Annotated in this window: 17 protein-coding genes, 2 tRNA genes and 2 rRNA genes; 13 read left to right on the top strand and 8 right to left on the bottom strand. The window is 55.0% G+C overall.

Annotated features, from left to right (window positions below):
- The first annotated feature begins 19 nt into the window (after window positions 1-19).
- The 5 genes from dnaE (at window position 20) to tilS (ending at window position 8,510) form a co-directional block, all read left to right on the top strand.
- Window positions 20-3,502: a DNA polymerase III subunit alpha gene (gene dnaE / locus PI91_RS06635; protein WP_008501896.1), complete on the top strand. Its 3,483-nt coding sequence runs from the start codon at window positions 20-22 to the stop codon at window positions 3,500-3,502.
- Between the two features lie 12 nt (window positions 3,503-3,514).
- Window positions 3,515-4,474: an acetyl-CoA carboxylase carboxyl transferase subunit alpha gene (accA, locus tag PI91_RS06640; RefSeq protein ID WP_008501895.1), complete on the top strand. Its 960-nt coding sequence runs from the start codon at window positions 3,515-3,517 to the stop codon at window positions 4,472-4,474.
- 100 nt (window positions 4,475-4,574) lie between these two features.
- Window positions 4,575-6,707, top strand: coding sequence for a lysine decarboxylase LdcC (locus tag PI91_RS06645; RefSeq protein WP_039265711.1), 2,133 nt, complete (start codon window positions 4,575-4,577; stop codon window positions 6,705-6,707).
- A gap of 65 nt (window positions 6,708-6,772) precedes the next feature.
- Complete coding sequence (locus PI91_RS06650) at window positions 6,773-7,162, top strand: VOC family protein (protein ID WP_008501893.1); 390 nt, start codon at window positions 6,773-6,775, stop codon at window positions 7,160-7,162.
- 58 nt (window positions 7,163-7,220) lie between these two features.
- Window positions 7,221-8,510, top strand: a complete 1,290-nt coding sequence (tilS, locus tag PI91_RS06655) for a tRNA lysidine(34) synthetase TilS (RefSeq protein ID WP_039265712.1) — start codon at window positions 7,221-7,223, stop codon at window positions 8,508-8,510.
- Window positions 8,511-8,538: 28 nt separating this feature from the next.
- On the opposite strand, the gene rof is transcribed toward tilS, so the two are convergent.
- Window positions 8,539-8,799, bottom strand: a complete 261-nt coding sequence (gene rof, locus PI91_RS06660; RefSeq protein WP_008501890.1) for a Rho-binding antiterminator — start codon at window positions 8,797-8,799, stop codon at window positions 8,539-8,541.
- Window positions 8,786-8,986, bottom strand: a complete 201-nt coding sequence (locus tag PI91_RS06665; protein WP_008501889.1) for a YaeP family protein — start codon at window positions 8,984-8,986, stop codon at window positions 8,786-8,788. The genes rof and PI91_RS06665 overlap by 14 nt, the downstream gene beginning before the upstream one ends.
- A 196-nt stretch (window positions 8,987-9,182) precedes the next feature.
- On the opposite strand from PI91_RS06665, the gene PI91_RS06670 reads away from it, so the two are divergent.
- The 3 genes from PI91_RS06670 to nlpE are packed head-to-tail and all read left to right on the top strand — an operon-like array spanning window position 9,183 to window position 10,880.
- Window positions 9,183-9,728, top strand: coding sequence for a YaeQ family protein (locus tag PI91_RS06670; protein ID WP_039265714.1), 546 nt, complete (start codon window positions 9,183-9,185; stop codon window positions 9,726-9,728).
- Complete coding sequence (gene arfB / locus PI91_RS06675) at window positions 9,725-10,147, top strand: alternative ribosome rescue aminoacyl-tRNA hydrolase ArfB (protein ID WP_008501887.1); 423 nt, start codon at window positions 9,725-9,727, stop codon at window positions 10,145-10,147. The genes PI91_RS06670 and arfB overlap by 4 nt, the downstream gene beginning before the upstream one ends.
- Window positions 10,148-10,181: 34 nt before the next feature.
- A complete protein-coding gene (gene nlpE / locus PI91_RS06680) occupies window positions 10,182-10,880 on the top strand; it encodes an envelope stress response activation lipoprotein NlpE (RefSeq protein ID WP_021240479.1) in 699 nt (232 codons plus the stop codon).
- Window positions 10,881-10,927: 47 nt separating this feature from the next.
- Here the strand turns inward: nlpE and proS are convergent, their stop codons facing one another.
- From proS to metN, 6 genes are all read right to left on the bottom strand, one after another.
- Entirely contained in the window at window positions 10,928-12,646 is a 1,719-nt protein-coding gene (gene proS, locus PI91_RS06685) for a proline--tRNA ligase (protein WP_021240478.1), read from the bottom strand.
- 112 nt (window positions 12,647-12,758) lie between these two features.
- Entirely contained in the window at window positions 12,759-13,466 is a 708-nt protein-coding gene (gene tsaA, locus PI91_RS06690) for a tRNA (N6-threonylcarbamoyladenosine(37)-N6)-methyltransferase TrmO (RefSeq protein ID WP_032675982.1), read from the bottom strand.
- Window positions 13,463-13,867 (bottom strand): Rcs stress response system protein RcsF, encoded by a 405-nt coding sequence (rcsF, locus tag PI91_RS06695; protein WP_008501883.1) that lies wholly within the window; start codon window positions 13,865-13,867, stop codon window positions 13,463-13,465. Before rcsF ends, tsaA begins: the two co-directional genes overlap by 4 nt.
- A gap of 106 nt (window positions 13,868-13,973) precedes the next feature.
- Window positions 13,974-14,789, bottom strand: a complete 816-nt coding sequence (gene metQ, locus PI91_RS06700) for a methionine ABC transporter substrate-binding lipoprotein MetQ (RefSeq protein ID WP_014168729.1) — start codon at window positions 14,787-14,789, stop codon at window positions 13,974-13,976.
- 40 nt (window positions 14,790-14,829) lie between these two features.
- Window positions 14,830-15,483 (bottom strand): methionine ABC transporter permease MetI, encoded by a 654-nt coding sequence (locus tag PI91_RS06705; RefSeq protein WP_003856130.1) that lies wholly within the window; start codon window positions 15,481-15,483, stop codon window positions 14,830-14,832.
- Complete coding sequence (gene metN / locus PI91_RS06710; RefSeq protein WP_008501880.1) at window positions 15,476-16,507, bottom strand: methionine ABC transporter ATP-binding protein MetN; 1,032 nt, start codon at window positions 16,505-16,507, stop codon at window positions 15,476-15,478. The genes PI91_RS06705 and metN overlap by 8 nt, the downstream gene beginning before the upstream one ends.
- 188 nt (window positions 16,508-16,695) lie before the next feature.
- Between metN and gmhB the strand changes: the two genes are divergently transcribed.
- The 5 genes from gmhB to PI91_RS06735 form a co-directional block, all read left to right on the top strand.
- Complete coding sequence (gene gmhB / locus PI91_RS06715; RefSeq protein ID WP_008501879.1) at window positions 16,696-17,262, top strand: D-glycero-beta-D-manno-heptose 1,7-bisphosphate 7-phosphatase; 567 nt, start codon at window positions 16,696-16,698, stop codon at window positions 17,260-17,262.
- Window positions 17,263-17,631: 369 nt separating this feature from the next.
- A 16S ribosomal RNA gene (locus tag PI91_RS06720) occupies window positions 17,632-19,173 on the top strand.
- A gap of 69 nt (window positions 19,174-19,242) precedes the next feature.
- Window positions 19,243-19,319 (top strand) — tRNA-Ile (locus PI91_RS06725).
- 43 nt (window positions 19,320-19,362) lie between these two features.
- Window positions 19,363-19,438: transfer RNA gene (locus PI91_RS06730), tRNA-Ala, on the top strand.
- A gap of 171 nt (window positions 19,439-19,609) precedes the next feature.
- Window positions 19,610-20,190 (top strand): 23S ribosomal RNA (locus tag PI91_RS06735); the annotation flags it as partial.

Consider the following 20,190-nt stretch of genomic DNA (forward strand, 5'->3'; position numbering starts at 1 on the left):
AGTAACGCGGAATCTGAAGATGGCTGAACCACGTTTCGTACACCTGCGGGTGCATAGCGACTACTCCATGATCGATGGGCTGGCGAAGACCGGGCCGCTGGTAAAAAAGGCGGCCTCGCTTGGCATGCCTGCGCTAGCGATCACCGATTTTACCAACCTGTGTGGCCTGGTGAAGTTCTACGGAACGGCGCATGGCGCGGGGATGAAGCCGATCGTCGGCGCAGATTTCCACGTGCAGAGCGACCTCATCGGGGATGAACTGACGCAAATCTCCGTGCTGGCGATGAACAACACGGGTTACCAAAACCTCACGCTGCTTATCTCAAAAGCCTATCAGCGCGGATATGGTGCGCTGGGGCCGTGGATAGATCGTGACTGGCTGGCCGAGCTCAACGAAGGGCTGCTGCTGATCTCCGGCGGCCGCATGGGTGACGTCGGAAAATCCCTGCTGCGCGGTAACAGCGCGCTGGTGGATCAATGCGTCTCGTTCTATGAAGAATATTTCCCGAATCGTTATTACCTGGAGTTGATCCGTACCGGCCGTCAGGATGAAGAGAGCTATCTTCATGCCGCGGTGGCGCTCGCAGAGGAGCGCGGGTTGCCCGTAGTGGCCACCAACGACGTTCGGTTCCTTGAGGCGGGCGATTTTGACGCTCACGAAATTCGCGTGGCGATCCACGATGGCTTTACCCTCGACGATCCGAAGCGGCCGCGCAATTACTCCGCACAACAGTACATGCGCAGCGAGGAGGAGATGTGTGAGCTCTTCTCCGATATCCCCGAAGCGCTGGAAAACAGCGTAGAGATTGCCAAGCGCTGCAACGTCACCGTCCGCCTTGGCGAATACTTCCTGCCGCAGTTCCCGACGGGTGACATGACCACGGAAGATTTCCTGGTCATGAAATCGAAAGAAGGTCTGGAAGAGCGTCTGGAATTCCTGTTCCCGGATGAAGAAGAGCGTAAAAAGCGTCGCCCGGAGTATGACGAACGCCTGGACATTGAACTCCAGGTGATCAACCAGATGGGCTTCCCGGGCTACTTCCTGATCGTTATGGAGTTCATCCAGTGGTCGAAGGATAACGGCGTGCCGGTTGGACCGGGCCGTGGTTCCGGCGCAGGCTCGCTGGTGGCGTACGCGCTGAAAATTACCGACCTCGATCCGCTGGAGTTCGACCTGCTGTTCGAACGTTTCCTCAACCCGGAACGTGTCTCGATGCCCGACTTCGACGTCGACTTCTGCATGGAGAAACGTGATCAGGTGATCGAGCACGTGGCCGACATGTACGGTCGTGATGCGGTATCGCAGATCATTACCTTCGGTACGATGGCGGCGAAAGCGGTTATCCGCGACGTGGGCCGCGTGCTGGGCCACCCTTACGGGTTTGTCGATCGCATCTCTAAACTGGTGCCGCCCGATCCGGGCATGACGCTGGCAAAAGCCTTTGAGGCTGAACCGCAGCTGCCGGAAATCTATGAAGCGGACGAAGAGGTCAAAGCGCTGATCGACATGGCGCGCAAGCTGGAAGGCGTCACGCGTAACGCCGGTAAGCATGCGGGGGGCGTGGTTATCGCCCCGACCAAAATCACCGACTTCGCGCCGCTGTATTGCGATGAAGCGGGCCAGCATCCGGTCACCCAGTTCGACAAGAACGACGTAGAATACGCCGGGCTGGTGAAGTTCGACTTCCTTGGCCTGCGTACGCTGACCATCATCAACTGGGCGCTGGAGATGATCAACGCCCGCCGCGAGAAGAACGGCGAGCCGCCGCTGGATATCGCGGCCATCCCGCTGGACGACAAGAAAAGTTTCGACATGCTGCAGCGCTCGGAGACCACCGCCGTCTTCCAGCTTGAATCCCGCGGCATGAAAGATCTGATTAAACGTCTGCAGCCCGACTGCTTCGAAGATATGATCGCGCTGGTGGCCCTGTTCCGTCCGGGCCCGCTGCAGTCAGGGATGGTAGATAACTTTATCGACCGTAAGCACGGGCGCGAAGAGATTTCCTACCCGGACGTTCAGTGGCAGCACGAAAGCCTGAAGCCGGTACTGGAGCCAACCTATGGCATCATCCTGTATCAGGAACAGGTGATGCAGATCGCCCAGGTGCTTTCCGGCTATACGCTCGGCGGCGCGGACATGCTGCGTCGTGCGATGGGTAAGAAAAAGCCGGAAGAGATGGCCAAGCAGCGTTCCATCTTTGAAGACGGGGCGAAGAAAAACGGCGTCGACGGCGAGCTGGCGATGAAAATCTTCGACCTGGTGGAGAAATTCGCCGGGTACGGATTTAACAAATCTCACTCAGCCGCCTATGCTTTGGTGTCGTATCAAACGCTGTGGCTGAAGGCGCACTATCCTGCGGAGTTTATGGCTGCGGTAATGACCGCCGATATGGACAACACCGAGAAGGTGGTGGGCCTGGTGGATGAGTGCTGGCGCATGGGGCTGAAGATCCTGCCGCCGGATATCAACTCGGGTCTTTACCATTTCCACGTCAATGACGACGGGGAGATCGTTTACGGGATCGGCGCGATCAAGGGCGTGGGTGAGGGGCCGATCGAGGCGATCATCGAAGCGCGCAACAACGGCGGTTATTTCCGCGAGCTGTTCGATCTCTGCGCCCGTACCGATACCAAAAAGCTGAACCGCCGCGTGCTGGAAAAACTGATCATGTCCGGCGCGTTCGACAGGCTGGGGCCGCACCGCGCCGCGCTGATGAACTCGCTGGGCGACGCCCTGAAAGCGGCGGATCAGCACGCGAAAGCGGAAGCCATTGGCCAGGCGGATATGTTCGGGGTGCTGGCGGAAGAGCCGGAGCAGATTGAACAGTCGTATTCCAACTGCCAGCCGTGGCCAGAACAGGTGGTGCTGGACGGCGAGCGTGAAACGTTAGGTTTGTACCTGACGGGTCACCCGATCAACCAGTACATTAAAGAAATTGAGCGCTATGTCGGCGGCCACAGGCTAAAAGACATGCATCCGACAGAACGTGGTAAAATCACCACGGCTGCGGGGCTCGTGATTGCTGCAAGGGTTATGGTCACCAAGCGCGGCAATCGTATCGGCATCTGTACGTTGGATGACCGTTCCGGGCGTCTGGAGGTGATGTTGTTCACCGACGCGCTGGATAAATACCAGCAATTGCTGGAAAAAGACCGCATACTTATCGTCAGCGGACAGGTCAGCTTTGATGACTTCAGTGGGGGGCTTAAAATGACCGCCCGCGAAGTGATGGACATTGACGAAGCCCGGGAAAAATATGCTCGCGGGCTTGCTATCTCGCTGACGGACAGGCAAATTGATGACCAGCTTTTAAACCGACTCCGTCAGTCTCTGGAACCCCACCGCTCGGGGACAATTCCAGTACATCTCTACTATCAGAGGGCGGATGCACGTGCGCGGTTGCGCTTTGGTGCAACGTGGCGTGTCTCTCCGAGCGATCGTTTACTGAACGATCTCCGTGGCCTCATTGGTTCGGAGCAGGTGGAACTGGAGTTTGACTAATACAGGAATACTATGAGTCTGAATTTCCTTGATTTCGAACAGCCGATTGCTGAGCTGGAAGCGAAAATCGATTCTCTGACAGCGGTAAGCCGTCAGGATGAAAAACTGGATATTAACATCGACGAAGAAGTGCATCGTCTGCGCGAGAAAAGCGTAGAGCTGACGCGCAAAATCTTTGCCGATCTCGGCGCATGGCAGGTGGCCCAGCTGGCACGCCATCCACAGCGTCCGTACACCCTGGATTATGTCCGCCTGGCGTTTGACGAATTTGACGAACTGGCAGGCGATCGCGCATACGCTGACGATAAAGCTATCGTTGGTGGTATCGCGCGTCTGGACGGACGCCCGGTGATGATCATTGGTCATCAGAAAGGCCGTGAAACCAAAGAGAAAATCCGTCGTAACTTTGGTATGCCAGCACCAGAAGGCTACCGTAAAGCCCTGCGTCTGATGGAGATGGCTGAGCGTTTCAACATGCCAATCATCACCTTCATCGACACCCCGGGTGCATACCCAGGCGTGGGCGCGGAAGAGCGCGGTCAGTCTGAAGCTATCGCGCGCAACCTGCGCGAGATGTCTCGTCTGAAGGTGCCGGTCATCTGTACCGTTATCGGTGAGGGTGGTTCCGGTGGCGCGCTGGCGATTGGCGTGGGTGATAAAGTGAATATGCTGCAGTACAGCACCTATTCCGTAATCTCCCCGGAAGGCTGCGCGTCTATTCTGTGGAAGAGTGCCGACAAAGCGCCTCTGGCTGCCGAAGCGATGGGCATCATTGCGCCACGCCTGAAAGAGCTTAAGCTGATCGATTCCATCATCCCGGAACCACTGGGTGGGGCACATCGTAAGCCGGAAGTGATGGCTGCTTCTCTGAAAGCACAGCTGCTGGCCGATCTGGCAGACCTGGACGTGCTGAGCAAAGAAGATCTGCTCAACCGCCGTTACCAGCGTCTGATGACCTACGGCTACGCGTAAGCCTCACAATTATCTGAAAAGCCGCACAATGTTGCGGCTTTTTTTATACCTGCGGTTTAGCCGGACTATGCTTAGCTAATGTTTTTTAAGGAGGAAGCCCATGAATATCATTGCCGTTATGGGGCCACACGGCGTCTTTTATAAAGATGAGCCGATTAAGGAGCTGGAGCAAGCCCTGCAGTCGCGCGGGTATCAGCTAATCTGGCCGCACAACAGCGCCGATCTGCTGAAGTTCATCGAGCATAACCCGCGTATCTGCGGCGTGATCTTCGACTGGGATGAATATGACCTCGAACTGTGCAGCGATATCAACAAGCTGAACGAATATCTCCCGCTGTACGCGTTTATTAATACCCACTCAACCATGGACGTCAGCGCCAATGATATGCGTATGGCACTGTGGTTCTTTGAATATTCCCTCGGCGTGGCGGAAGACATTGCGACCCGCATTCAGCAATACACGAATGAATATCTCGATAACATTACTCCGCCCTTTACCCGGGCGCTCTTCACCTACGTGAAAGAGGGGAAATATACCTTCTGTACGCCTGGGCATATGGCGGGAACGGCCTACCAAAAAAGCCCGGTGGGCTGCCTCTTCTATGATTTCTTTGGTGGCAACACGCTGAAAGCGGACGTGTCCATTTCAGTCACCGAATTAGGCTCGCTGCTGGATCATACCGGACCGCATCTGGAAGCCGAAGAGTATATCGCCCGCACCTTTGGGGCCGAGCAGAGCTATATGGTGACCAACGGCACCTCGACCTCGAACAAAATCGTCGGAATGTATGCCGCGCCTGCGGGGAGCACCCTGCTGATTGACCGTAACTGCCATAAATCGCTGGCGCACCTGCTGATGATGAGCGACGTTGTACCGCTCTGGCTGTCGCCCACGCGCAACGCGCTCGGTATTCTGGGCGGTATTCCGCGGCGGGAGTTCGCGCATGACGCGATTGAGCGCAAGGTCGCGGCAGTGCCCGGCGCAGGCTGGCCTGTCCATGCGGTGATCACCAACTCGACCTATGACGGTCTGCTGTACAACACGGACTGGATCAAAAAGACTTTGGACGTGCCGTCGATCCACTTCGATTCCGCGTGGGTACCGTACACCAATTTCCACCCGATTTACGCGGGTAAAAGCGGCATGAGCGGTGAACGCGTGCCGGGTAAAGTGTTCTTCGAAACGCAGTCGACGCACAAAATGCTGGCCGCGTTTTCCCAGGCTTCGCTGATTCACATCAAAGGCGAATACGACGAAGAGACCTTTAACGAAGCCTTTATGATGCATACAACCACCTCACCAAGCTATCCGCTGGTGGCGTCTATCGAAACGGCTGCGGCGATGCTGCGCGGCAATCCCGGTAAACGTCTTATCAATCGCTCTGTGGAGCGCGCACTGCATTTCCGTAAAGAGGTTCAGCGGCTGAAAGAGGAAGCCGACGGCTGGTTCTTTGATATCTGGCAGCCGGAAGAGATTGATGAAGCAGAATGCTGGCCGGTTTCGCCCGCCGAAGACTGGCATGGCTTCCGGGATGCCGATAGTGACCATATGTTCCTCGACCCGGTTAAGGTGACGATCCTGACGCCGGGTATGGATGAGCAGGGCAAGATGAGCGAGGAAGGGATCCCGGCTGCGCTGGTGGCGAAATTCCTTGATGAACGCGGCGTGGTGGTGGAGAAAACAGGCCCCTATAATTTGCTGTTCCTGTTCAGTATCGGGATCGATAAAACCCGGGCGATGGGGTTGCTGCGCGGTCTGATGGAATTTAAGCGCGCCTACGATCTCAACCTGCGGGTGAAGAACATGCTGCCGGATCTCTACGCGGAGGATCCTGACTTCTACCGTAACATGCGTATTCAGGATCTGGCCCAGGGGATCCACAGGCTGATCCGTCAGCACGATCTGCCGCGTCTGATGCTACAGGCGTTCGATGTGTTGCCGGAGATGAAGTTTACCCCGCACCAGGCGTGGCAGCGCCAGGTGAGGGGAGAGGTCGAAACCGTCGAGCTGGAAAATCTGGTTGGGCGCGTATCGGCAAACATGATCCTGCCGTATCCGCCGGGCGTACCGCTCCTGATGCCGGGAGAGATGATTACCGAAGAGAGTCGGGCCGTGCTCGATTTCCTGCTGATGCTCTGTTCGGTAGGGCGTCACTATCCCGGTTTTGAGACGGATATCCACGGTGCGAAGCGCGACGAAAACGGCGTGTACTGGGTGCGAGTCCTAAAATAAGAGTGACCGCTTGCCAGGTGCGGGTTTTCGGTTGTAACGTTCAGGCATCATAAAAAGGAGAAGTTATGCTGGGTTTAAAAGCTGTTCATCATATTGCGATCATTGCGACCGATTACGCGAAGAGTAAGGCCTTCTACTGCGACATTCTCGGCTTTACGCTGTTGAGCGAGGCCTACCGTGAGGAGCGCGACTCCTGGAAGGGCGACTTGGCGTTAAACGGGCAGTATGTGATTGAACTGTTCTCTTTTCCTTTTCCGCCTGCGCGTCCGTCCCGCCCGGAAGCCTGTGGCCTGCGCCATCTTGCCTTCAGCGTCGATGACCTGGATAGCGCAGTAAAACATCTGGAAGCGCACGGCGTGACGTGTGAAGCGATCCGCGTCGATCCGTTCACCGACAAGCGTTTTACCTTTTTCAACGACCCGGACGGCCTGCCGCTGGAGCTTTATCAGCAGTAATCTTCGTCCTGTGTGATAATGCCCGTTCAGTTCGGGCATTTTTTATGTGTAATTCCCTATGACCTTACCCGCTATCGCACACGCCGTTTCACCGTACCGCCAGCTGCTGGTGGGGTTTAGCGGTGGCCTGGATTCCACCGTTCTGCTTCATCGCCTTAAGTGCTGGCGCGATCGGGAGCCTGACGTCCAGCTGCGCGCGATACATATTCATCACGGATTAAGTCCTCGCGCAGAGATGTGGGTGGCGCACTGCGAAGCTATGTGTGCGGCGTGGGCGATCCCGCTTCTCGTCGAGCGCGTCACGCTTGCAGAGGAAGGGCTGGGCATTGAGGCGCAGGCGCGTAAAGCTCGCTATGCCGCCTTTGCCGGGGCATTGCGTACAGGAGAAGCGCTTGTCACGGCTCAGCACCTGGACGATCAGTGTGAAACCTTTCTGCTGGCGCTTAAGCGGGGCAGCGGACCGGCAGGGCTTTCAGCAATGCCTGAGCGTTCTGAGTTTGCCGGTACAACGTTACTGCGTCCGCTGCTTGGCGAGACGCGCGCCTCGCTTGAGGCCTGGGCGCGAGAACATCAGCTCAGCTGGATTGAAGATGAGAGCAACCAGGATGACGGCTATGACCGTAACTTTCTGCGTCTGCGCGTCCTCCCGCTATTGAGCGAGCGCTGGCCGCATTTCGCCGACGCGACGGCAAGAAGCGCTATGCTGTGCGCCGAACAGGAATCGCTGCTGGACGAGCTGTTGAGTGACGAGCTGGCTGAACTGATTTCTGAAGACGGAGCGCTGGCGATTGCACCGCTGAAAGCGATGAGCCCGGTGCGCCGCGCCGCGCTGCTACGGCGCTGGCTGGCCTCTCATCACGCCGCGATGCCGTCGCGGGCGATGCTAAACCGTATCTGGGACGAGGTTGCCCTGGCGCGGGAGGATGCTTCCCCGTGCGTCCACCTGAACGGTTTTGGCGTAAGGCGCTACAAAGGGGAACTCTGGTGGGTAAAATCAACGCCTTCACTGACCGATGTGGTGCTCGACTGGCTTTCACCTGCGCTTCCGCTGATATTGCCCAGTGAGGCAGGACGTGTCTCTCTTATACCGTCTGGTCATGTGAGGCTGCCAGAGGCAGGTGAACCGGTAACGGTACGCTTTAGGGCTGGCGGCATGCTGCATATTGTCGGACGCAACGGGGGACGCAAGCTGAAGAAAATCTGGCAGGAGTGCAACGTGCCGCCGTGGCTGCGCGACACCACGCCGCTGTTGTTCTATGGTGAAACATTGATTGCTGCTGCGGGCATTTTCATCACGGAAGCGGGATGGGCGGAAGAGGGGGTCAGGTTTGAGTGGCAGAAAGCGTAACGGGCAGCCAGGCTGCCCGTTAATGTCATCAGGATTCGCTCACCACGACGGTGCCGATTTGCGGGTGGCTGAAGCTGGCTATTTTATCCAGGCGCAGCTCACGCGTCGCACCGGCATCCTCCACTATCAGGTATTCCACATTCTTACGTGAAACCAGATCGCTGGCCTTCGCCTTCAACACTTCGCCATCTTTTAGCTCCAGCGTCAGTAATAAATGATGCTGGCAGGCGAGTTCGAGGTTGTCATAGTCATCACAATTGATGGGTTGATAAGTATCATTCATCGACATAATCGCTCACCAGTAAATTCGCCGCAGCATACGCTGCTTTTTCCCTGACCGACTCTGAAAGGCTCTCATCAGAGGCCACTTCATTAAGCACTTTCAATACACAGCCCAACGCGTCCGGGACATACCCCAGATCTCCGCTGGCGATTTCCGCATACCGTTTGCGAATTAACTCACAATAATTATTCACATCCCCTCCCGCCAGCGCACTGACTTACTGTGAGATATCATTAAGCCTACGAAGATAAACTCGGTTTAGCAAGGTGACTATACCATACTCATTTAAGCAATATCAGCGCCTTGATAGCGGTGTATTTATCACCCTACAACAGCCTTTTGCCGCGGTTTTCGCTACAATGAGCGCCTGATTCGAATGGAGTTCTCTCATGGCGCTGAAAGCGACAATTTATAAAGCAGTGGTCAATGTGGCCGATCTCGATCGCAACCAGTTCCTGGACGCCTCGCTGACGCTGGCTCGCCACCCCTCCGAAACCCAGGAGCGCATGATGCTGCGCCTGCTGGCGTGGATTAAGTACGCTGACGAGCGTCTGCAGTTTACCCGTGGGTTAAGCGCAGAAGACGAGCCAGAAGCCTGGCTGCGCAACGATCATCTGGGTATCGATTTGTGGATCGAACTTGGACTGCCGGACGAACGCAGAATTAAGAAGGCCTGCACTCAGTCCGCTGAAGTGGCCTTATTCGCATATAATCAGCGCGCTGCGGAGATTTGGTGGCAGCAAAACAAAAGCAAGTGCGGACAGTTTAAAAATCTCACGGTCTGGTATCTGGATGATGAGCAGCTGGCGAAGCTGAGCGACTTTGCCAGCCGGACCATGGTGTTGCAGGCGACGATTCAGGACGGTGCCATCTGGCTCTCTGATTCTCAGAATAATCTGGAAATTCATTTGACGGCGTGGCAACCGGCCTCATGATCGTCCTGTCCCGAAACGTCAGCATTCCGGACAACGAGCTGGAGATCACCGCCATCCGTGCTCAGGGGGCAGGTGGGCAGCACGTCAACAAGGCCTCAACGGCAATCCATTTGCGTTTTGACATTCGGGCCTCAAGCCTGCCAGAGTATTATAAAGAAAGTCTGCTTGCTGCCAGCCATCACCTGATCACCAGCGATGGCGTGATGGTGATCAAAGCCCAGGAATACCGCAGCCAGGAGCTCAACCGGGAAGCGGCGATAGCCAGGCTGGTGGCGGTCATCAAAGAATTAACGGCAGTACAAAAAAGCCGCCGGGCAACGCGGCCAACCCGCGCATCGAAAGAGCGTCGGCTGGCCTCGAAGGCCCAAAAATCCACAGTGAAAGCACTACGCGGTAAAGTTCGTCGCCCCACAGAGTGACGAAAGGGAACACACTTTTCATAAGGAATTCATTGTGAAAAAAGCATTATGGTCAGCGCTGGCAGTGAGTACGCTGTTTGCGCTTTTCGGGTGTAACAACCGCTCCGAAACGCAGGTTTTACAACCCACGCAGACGGAAGAATTAAAACCGATGCAGCAGAGCTGGCGCGGCGTATTGCCTTGCGCGGACTGTGAAGGCATTGAAACGTCCCTGTTCCTGCAAAAAGACGGCACCTGGGTGATGAACCAGCGCTATCAGGGCGCAAAAGAGCCTTCTTCTTTTGCAACTTATGGAACATGGGCGCGAACGGCGGAGAAGCTGGTTCTGACGGATACCGCTGGCGAGAAAACTTATTTCCGCGCCAAAGGCGAGGGGATGGAGATGCTGGATCGTGAAGGCAATCCAATTGAATCCCAGTTCAACTACACGCTGGCGCCGGTAAAAGCGGCTCTGCCCGCGACGCCGATGGCGATGCGGGGGATGTACTTCTATATGGCGGATGCGGCGATCTTTACTGATTGCGCAACCGGTAAGAAGGTCAGCGTGGCAAACAATGCGCAGCTTGAACGTGATTACGCGGTGGCGCGCGGCAATGACAGCAAGCCGGTATTGCTGACGGTGGACGGTCACTTTACGCTGGAGCCAAACCCGGATAGTGGAGAGATGGTGAAAACGCTGGTGGCAGATAAAGACGCGAAGTTTGTTGCGGGTAAAGACTGTAACAGTAAATAAGCTGACGCTGAGCCATTAAAAAACCCCGCCTGAGCGGGGTTTTTTGTTTAGCCTTTGATGGCTTTCACCAGGTAATCAAGAATCTCGCCTGTCTTGATCATCTGTTTTTCGCCGCTGCGACGGTATTTGTATTCAATCTCGTCGCTGTCGAGGTTACGGTCGCCGATCACGACGGTGTGTGGGATACCGATCAGTTCCATATCGGCAAACATCACGCCCGGACGCTCTTTACGGTCATCCATCAGCACTTCGATACCCTGCGCACGCAGCTCGGCATACAGCTTCTCGGCCAGTTCCTGCACGCGGTAAGACTTGTGCATGTTCATTGGCAGAATAGCAACCTGGAACGGTGCGATGTTGTCTGGCCAGACGATGCCGCGCTCGTCATAGTTCTGCTCAATGGCGGCAGCTACCACGCGCGTCACCCCGATACCGTAGCAACCCATGGTCAGGATCTGGTTACGGCCATCTTCACCCTGAACAGCGGCGTTCAGCGCGCGAGAGTATTTATCACCCAGCTGGAAGATGTGACCGACTTCAATGCCGCGCTTGATCATCAGGGTACCCTGACCGTCCGGGCTTGGATCGCCTGCGACCACGTTACGGATGTCTGCTACTTCCGGCGTCGCCACGTCGCGATCCCAGTTGATGCCGAAGTAGTGTTTACCGTCGATGTTCGCACCGGCGGAGAAGTCGCTCATCGCGGCTACCGTGCGGTCAATAACAACAGGAACCGGCATATTCACCGGACCGAGAGAACCTGGGCCAGCATTGACCACGGCGCGGATTTCCGCTTCCGTTGCGAACGTCAGCGGGCTGGCAACCTGCGGCAGCTTCTCTGCTTTCACTTCGTTCAGCTCGTGATCGCCACGCACCAGCAGGGCAACCAGCGGGTAAGCGCTCCCTTCGGTGGCTTTCACCAGCAGCGTCTTAACGGTTTTTTCGATCGGCAGGTTGAACTGCTCAACCAGCTCGGCAATGGTTTTAGCGTTTGGCGTATCAACCAGCGTCATCTCTTGCGTTGCCGCAGCACGTGGTTCTTTTGGTGCCAGCGCTTCTGCGAATTCGATGTTCGCCGCGTAATCGGAAGAGTCAGAGAAGATCACATCGTCTTCACCGCTCTGCGCCAGTACCTGGAATTCATGAGATGCGCTACCGCCGATGGAGCCGGTATCGGCCTGCACAGCACGGAAATCCAGCCCCATGCGGGAGAAGATTTTGCTGTACGCCGCGTACATTGCGTCGTAGGTCTCTTGCAGGGATTCCTGAGAGGTATGGAAAGAGTAGGCGTCTTTCATCAGGAATTCGCGAGAGCGCATGACGCCGAAACGCGGGCGAACTTCGTCACGGAACTTGGTCTGGATCTGGAAGAAGTTCAGCGGCAGCTGTTTGTAAGAGCTCAGCTCATTACGAATCAGGTCGGTGATGACTTCTTCATGCGTTGGGCCGAGAACGAACGGACGCTCGCCACGATCGACGAAGCGCAGCAGTTCAGGACCATACTGTTCCCAACGACCGCTCTCCTGCCACAGGTCAGCGGGCTGAACCACGGGCATGGACACCTCGATAGCACCGGCGTTGTTCATCTCTTCACGCACGATGTTTTCGACTTTTTTCAGGACGCGCACGCCGGTCGGCAGCCAGGTGTATAACCCGGAGGCCAGCTTGCGGATCATCCCGGCGCGCAGCATCAGCTGATGGCTGATCACTTCGGCGTCGGCAGGCGTCTCCTTCAGAGTGGAGAGCAGATATTGGCTAGTACGCATGTTGTTACGGTTCCATTTCGACGATTGGAACAGGCTGAAACACCAGCCTGACACAAAAAAAGTGGTTTAGTTTACCAGTGTGGCAAAGATGCCAAAAGAGAGGAGAACAAAATTACCTGGGTTCAAGGGCAAACACTTCAAAACCTGCCCCGGTGACGCGCCAGCGAACGTTAAAATCCAGCAGCCAGACGGCGTACGTTTTGCCTGCTTCCTCTTCTTTACGGTAGGCCGGACGCGGGTCCTGTGCCAGAACTTCGGTGATGAAATCCCGTAAGCGAGGATAGCGTTTCTCCAGTTGGCCGAACTGAGCGGTTATCTCAGGCGTAAAATATACAGGCATGTCCGCCTGTGGGGCGTCCTGAGCATAACTTGCACGCGCGTCCGGAAGGGCTTCGGCGAAGGGCAAATAGGGTTTGATGTCGATCACCGGCGTGCCGTCTACAAGGTCCAGGCTACCTAACTCCAGTATCACCCGATCTTTCTGGCAGCGTATGCCTTTCAGTTCAACCAGTGACATGCCAACCGGGTTTGGACGGAAGGTCGAGCGCGTCGCAAACACCCCCATTCTCGCATTGCCGCCAAGACGAGGAGGACGCACGGTAGGACGCCAGCCGCCTTCCATCGTCTGGTGAAACACGAACACCACCCACAGGTGGCTGAACGCCTCAAGCCCGCGCACCGCATCGGCCTGATTGTAAGGCGCAATCAGGTGAAGCTCACCGCGTCCGCTGGTGACAAGACCGGGCTGGCGGGGGACGGCGAACTTCTCTTTGTAAGGAGAGTGGATAACGCCTATCTGCTCGAACTGAAATGCACTCATTTCGCCGTGATGTTCAGCGCAGAACCGATGCACACCGCCTGACGGTAGCAGCCCGGCGTGCCGCTGGTGACTTCACAGCTGTGCAGCAGGACCGCGTTGGCTTTCATTTTTGCGGCATTAATCTGCATGCGTTTACGCGCTGTCGGGATATTCGGTGGTGAGTCCTGATTGGTCGCCTGACAGGATTCGCCGCTCACTTCGCCCAGTTCACGGAACGGTTTACCGACGAGTTCATCCGCTTTCGTGATAATGCGAACCGGCGCAGGGCGTACCACTTTCGGTTTCGCAGGCTCGGTCTTTGGCGGGGTTGCCGTGCTTTGAACAGGTTCAACGGGAGATCTGCTTAGCATAGAACAGCCGCTCAGCATGAGTGCTAAAAGACAGATCGGTAAAGCACGCATAATATTTCCTCAATGGATAATCAAAACGTCAGATATTGAATCAGTTGACTGCACAAATGACAAGACGGGCATAAGCCCGTCCTGATGATATTACACTGAGGTGAGATTACCAGCCCTTAACAGCGCCGCCGTTAAACACTTTGTTGGCTTCCTGGTAAACTTCGTCAGACTGATAGGCCTGTACGAATTTCTTCACGTTTTCCGCGTCTTTGTTGTCTTCGCGAGTCACGATCAGGTTTACGTATGGAGAGTCTTTATCTTCAACGAAGATACCGTCTTTAGCTGGGGTCAGGCCAATCTGACTGGCGTACGTGGTGTTGATAACGGCCAGGGCAATCTGCGCATCGTCCAGAGAACGTGGCAGCTGCGGTGCTTCCAGCTCAACAATTTTCAGATTTTTCGGGTTCTCGGTGACGTCCAGAACGGTTGGCAGCAGGCCAACACCGTCTTTCAGTTTGATCAGGCCCACTTTCTGCAGCAGCAGCAGGGAACGACCAAGGTTAGTTGGGTCGTTAGGCACGGCAACCTGAGAGCCCGGCTGCAGCTCGTCCAGGGATTTAATTTTCTTAGAGTAACCGGCAATTGGATAAACGAATGTGTTACCCACGCCCACCAGTTTATAGCCGCGATCTTTGATCTGTTGGTCCAGGTATGGTTTATGCTGGAAGGCGTTCGCGTCGATATCACCTTTGCTCAGCGCTTCGTTCGGCAGAACGTAATCGTTGAAGGTCACCAGCTCCACGTCCAGGCCATATTTCTCTTTCGCCACTTTCTGAGCAACTTCTGCAACCTGCTGTTCTGCACCTACGATAACGCCCACTTTAATGTGGTTCGGATCTTTTTCATCCTGACCGCAACCCACCAGTGCCAGAGAGCCGATCAGCGCGCCTACTGCTGCGAAGGTCTTTAATTTAAACGCCATGTTTTATCCTTAACTCGTAGAGTTTATGTTGTGTGTAACGTTATTTGTGCGTAACAGCCCGGACGATGCGATCGCCAGAGAACTGGATTAAGTAAACCAGAACAACCAGCAATACCAGAACGGTATTCATCACGGTCGCGTTATATCCAATATAGCCGTACTGATAACCAATCTGGCCTAAACCGCCCGCGCCTACGGCACCGCCCATCGCGGAATAACCGACCAGGGTGATAAGCGTAATGGTTGCCGCATTCACCAGCCCTGGCAGTGCCTCAGGCAGCAGAACCTTGCGGACGATCTGCATCGGCGTGGCGCCCATCGCGCGGGACGCTTCGATCAAACCGGTTGGGATCTCCAGCAGGGCGTTTTCCACCATGCGGGCGATAAACGGCGCAGCGCCAACGGTCAGCGGAACGATCGCCGCCTGCAGACCGATAGACGTTCCGACGATCACGCGGGTAAATGGAATCATCCACACCAGCAGAATAATGAACGGGATAGAACGGAAGATGTTCACCAGCGCAGAGAGCGTACGGTACAGCTTCGCGTTCTCAATGATTTGACCCGGACGCGTCACGTACAGCAACACGCCGACCGGCAGGCCAATCACAAAACCAAAGAAACCAGAGACAAAGGTCATTGCCAGCGTTTCCCAAACGCCGCGAACCAGCAGCCACATCATCGGCTCAGACATAACCCAGTACCTCTACTTTTACGTGATGTTCTTGCAGCCAGGCAATGGCTGCCTGGGTTTCTTCTTGTGTGCCGTGCATTTCTGTCAGCATGATGCCGAACTTCACGCCTCCGGCGTAATCCATCTGCGCGCTGATGATGTTGTTATTCACGTTAAAGCGACGTGCGGTTTCGGAAAGCAGGGGAGCATCAACGGACTGGCCGGTGAACTCCATGCGCAGCATCGGGACGCTGTCTGCTGTTGCTTCTGTTTTCAGACGTTCCAGATAGTCTTCCGGAATATCCAGATGCAGCGTGGACTGGATGAACTGCTGCGCCAGCGGGGTTTTCGGATGCGAGAACACTTCGCTTACCGTGTCCTGCTCGATCAGTTCACCGTTACTGATGACCGCCACGCAGTCGCAGATGCGTTTCACCACGTCCATCTCGTGCGTAATAAGGAGGATCGTCAGGCCCAGGCGACGGTTAATGTCTTTCAGCAGTTCCAGAATCGAACGCGTGGTTGCCGGATCCAGTGCGCTGGTGGCTTCATCACACAGCAGCACCTTAGGATTGCTTGCCAGCGCGCGGGCAATGGCCACACGCTGTTTTTGCCCACCGGACAGATTTGCCGGGTAGCTATCCTGTTTGTCGCCCAGACCTACGAGGTCGAGCAGCTCGGTGACGCGACGCTTCACTTCTTCTTTCGGCGTGTTATCCAGCTCAAGCGGTAAGGCAACGTTGCCGAACACGGTGCGGGAAGCCAGCAGGTTAAAGTGCTGGAAGATCATGCCAATCTGACGACGCGCTTTGGTGAGTTCTTTCTCTGAAAGGGCGGTAAGTTCCTGGCCGCCAACTTCTACGCTGCCCTGGGTTGGGCGCTCAAGCAGGTTAACACAACGGATCAGCGTACTTTTACCTGCACCCGATGCGCCAATGACGCCATAAATTTGACCAGCAGGAACATGCAGGCTGACGTTGTTCAGCGCCTGAATGGTTCGGTTCCCCTGCTGGAACACTTTGGTGATATTGGAAAGTTTAATCATTAGATTATTTTTATCGTATGTAAGTTAGCCGTGGCATTTTCTTCTGCCAGATACGGGTGATGACCGTAAACAAAACGGATGTTAAGGCATCCAGACGTCTAAATCAATCCAACTCTGTACGATGAGCACTTTATTGCGCTGCGATTCATGAGATACTAGCTGAACATGCCTTTTTCAGGAGCAAACCGGTGGCAAAATCAGTACCCGCAATTTTTCTCGATCGTGACGGCACTATTAATGTGGATCACGGTTATGTCCATGAGATTGATGAGTTCGAGTTTATCGAGGGCGTAATAGATGCCATGCGCCAGTTGAAAGAGATGGGCTATGCGCTGGTGGTGGTGACGAACCAGTCTGGTATTGCACGTGGTAAATTCACCGAAGCGCAGTTCGAGACGCTGACCGAATGGATGGACTGGTCACTTGCCGACCGCGGTGTGGATCTGGATGGCATCTACTATTGTCCGCATCATCCGCAGGGAACCGTAGAAGCGTATCGTCAGACCTGTGATTGCCGTAAGCCGCATCCGGGGATGTTTATCTCTGCGCAGGAGTTCCTGCACATTGATATGGCGGCTTCTTATATGGTGGGCGATAAACTGGAAGATATGCAGGCAGCCGCAGCCGCGGGTGTAGGGACTAAAATATTAGTGCGTACCGGCAAGCCAGTGACGCCAGAGGCTGAGAATGCGGCTGATTGGGTGATTAATAGTCTGGCCGATCTGCCAAAAGAGATTAAAAAGCACCAAAAATAGCCTTTTTGGTGAAAAGGTGAGCGGTTGAAATAAAAATGCATTTTTCCGCTTGTCATTCCTCGGCGGCTCCCTATAATGCGCCTCCATCGACACGGCGGATGTGAATCACTTCACACAACAAGCGGTTCGGTTGAAGAGAAAAAATCCTGAAATAACGGGTTGACTCTGAAAGAGGAAAGCGTAATATACGCCACCTCGCAACGGTGAGCGAAAGCCGCGTTGCACTGCTCTTTAACAATTTATCAGACAATCTGTGTGGGCACTCAAAGTGACATGGATTCTTAACGTCCTCGGACGAAAAATGAATACCAAGTCTCTGAGTGAACATACGTAATTCATTACGAAGTTTAATTCACGAGCATCAAACTTAAATTGAAGAGTTTGATCATGGCTCAGATTGAACGCTGGCGGCAGGCCTAACACATGCAAGTCGAGCGGCAGCGGAAAGTAGCTTGCTACTTTGCCGGCGAGCGGCGGACGGGTGAGTAATGTCTGGGAAACTGCCTGATGGAGGGGGATAACTACTGGAAACGGTAGCTAATACCGCATAACGTCGCAAGACCAAAGAGGGGGACCTTCGGGCCTCTTGCCATCAGATGTGCCCAGATGGGATTAGCTAGTAGGTGGGGTAACGGCTCACCTAGGCGACGATCCCTAGCTGGTCTGAGAGGATGACCAGCCACACTGGAACTGAGACACGGTCCAGACTCCTACGGGAGGCAGCAGTGGGGAATATTGCACAATGGGCGCAAGCCTGATGCAGCCATGCCGCGTGTATGAAGAAGGCCTTCGGGTTGTAAAGTACTTTCAGCGGGGAGGAAGGCGTTGAGGTTAATAACCTCAGCGATTGACGTTACCCGCAGAAGAAGCACCGGCTAACTCCGTGCCAGCAGCCGCGGTAATACGGAGGGTGCAAGCGTTAATCGGAATTACTGGGCGTAAAGCGCACGCAGGCGGTCTGTCAAGTCGGATGTGAAATCCCCGGGCTCAACCTGGGAACTGCATTCGAAACTGGCAGGCTAGAGTCTTGTAGAGGGGGGTAGAATTCCAGGTGTAGCGGTGAAATGCGTAGAGATCTGGAGGAATACCGGTGGCGAAGGCGGCCCCCTGGACAAAGACTGACGCTCAGGTGCGAAAGCGTGGGGAGCAAACAGGATTAGATACCCTGGTAGTCCACGCCGTAAACGATGTCGACTTGGAGGTTGTGCCCTTGAGGCGTGGCTTCCGGAGCTAACGCGTTAAGTCGACCGCCTGGGGAGTACGGCCGCAAGGTTAAAACTCAAATGAATTGACGGGGGCCCGCACAAGCGGTGGAGCATGTGGTTTAATTCGATGCAACGCGAAGAACCTTACCTACTCTTGACATCCAGAGAACTTTCCAGAGATGGATTGGTGCCTTCGGGAACTCTGAGACAGGTGCTGCATGGCTGTCGTCAGCTCGTGTTGTGAAATGTTGGGTTAAGTCCCGCAACGAGCGCAACCCTTATCCTTTGTTGCCAGCGGTCCGGCCGGGAACTCAAAGGAGACTGCCAGTGATAAACTGGAGGAAGGTGGGGATGACGTCAAGTCATCATGGCCCTTACGAGTAGGGCTACACACGTGCTACAATGGCGCATACAAAGAGAAGCGACCTCGCGAGAGCAAGCGGACCTCATAAAGTGCGTCGTAGTCCGGATTGGAGTCTGCAACTCGACTCCATGAAGTCGGAATCGCTAGTAATCGTAGATCAGAATGCTACGGTGAATACGTTCCCGGGCCTTGTACACACCGCCCGTCACACCATGGGAGTGGGTTGCAAAAGAAGTAGGTAGCTTAACCTTCGGGAGGGCGCTTACCACTTTGTGATTCATGACTGGGGTGAAGTCGTAACAAGGTAACCGTAGGGGAACCTGCGGTTGGATCACCTCCTTACCTTAAAGAACCTGCCTTTGTAGTGCTCACACAGATTGTCTGATGAAAAACAGCAGTAAAAATCTCTGCAGGCTTGTAGCTCAGGTGGTTAGAGCGCACCCCTGATAAGGGTGAGGTCGGTGGTTCAAGTCCACTCAGGCCTACCAAACTCCTTTTAAAGGATGAGCGGTACAGAGATTGCAAAACGATGGGGCTATAGCTCAGCTGGGAGAGCGCCTGCTTTGCACGCAGGAGGTCTGCGGTTCGATCCCGCATAGCTCCACCATCTTTTACTGCGAACCCAAGAAAACTTCAGAGTGAACCTGAAAAGGTGCACTGCGAAGTTTTGCTCTTTAAAAATCTGGATCAAGCTGAAAATTGAAACGACACATCTTAAATGGTGTGTTCGAGTCTCTCAAATTTTCGCAATCAGAAGTGAAACATCTTCGGGTTGTGAGGTTAAGCGACTAAGCGTACACGGTGGATGCCCTGGCAGTCAGAGGCGATGAAGGACGTGCTAATCTGCGAAAAGCGCCGGCGAGGTGATATGAACCTTTGACCCGGCGATGTCCGAATGGGGAAACCCAGTGTGATTCGTCACACTATCGTTAACTGAATACATAGGTTAACGAGGCGAACTGGGGGAACTGAAACATCTAAGTACCCCGAGGAAAAGAAATCAACCGAGATTCCCCAGTAGCGGCGAGCGAACGGGGAGCAGCCCAGAGTCTGAATCAGCTTGTGTGTTAGTGGAAGCGTCTGGAAAGTCGCACGGTACAGGGTGACAGTCCCGTACACGAAAGCACACAGGTTGTGAACTCGAAGAGTAGGGCGGGACACGTGGTATCCTGTCTGAATATGGGGGGACCATCCTCCAAGGCTAAATACTCCTGACTGACCGATAGTGAACCAGTACCGTGAGGGAAAGGCGAAAAGACCCCGGCGAGGGGAGTGAAATAGAACCTGAAACCGTGTACGTACAAGCAGTGGAGCACCTTCGTGGTGTGACTGCGTACCTTTTGTATAATGGGTCAGCGA

Source organism: Enterobacter sp. FB (assembly GCF_000805795.1).
Taxonomy (GTDB): Bacteria; Pseudomonadota; Gammaproteobacteria; order Enterobacterales; family Enterobacteriaceae; genus Enterobacter; species Enterobacter roggenkampii.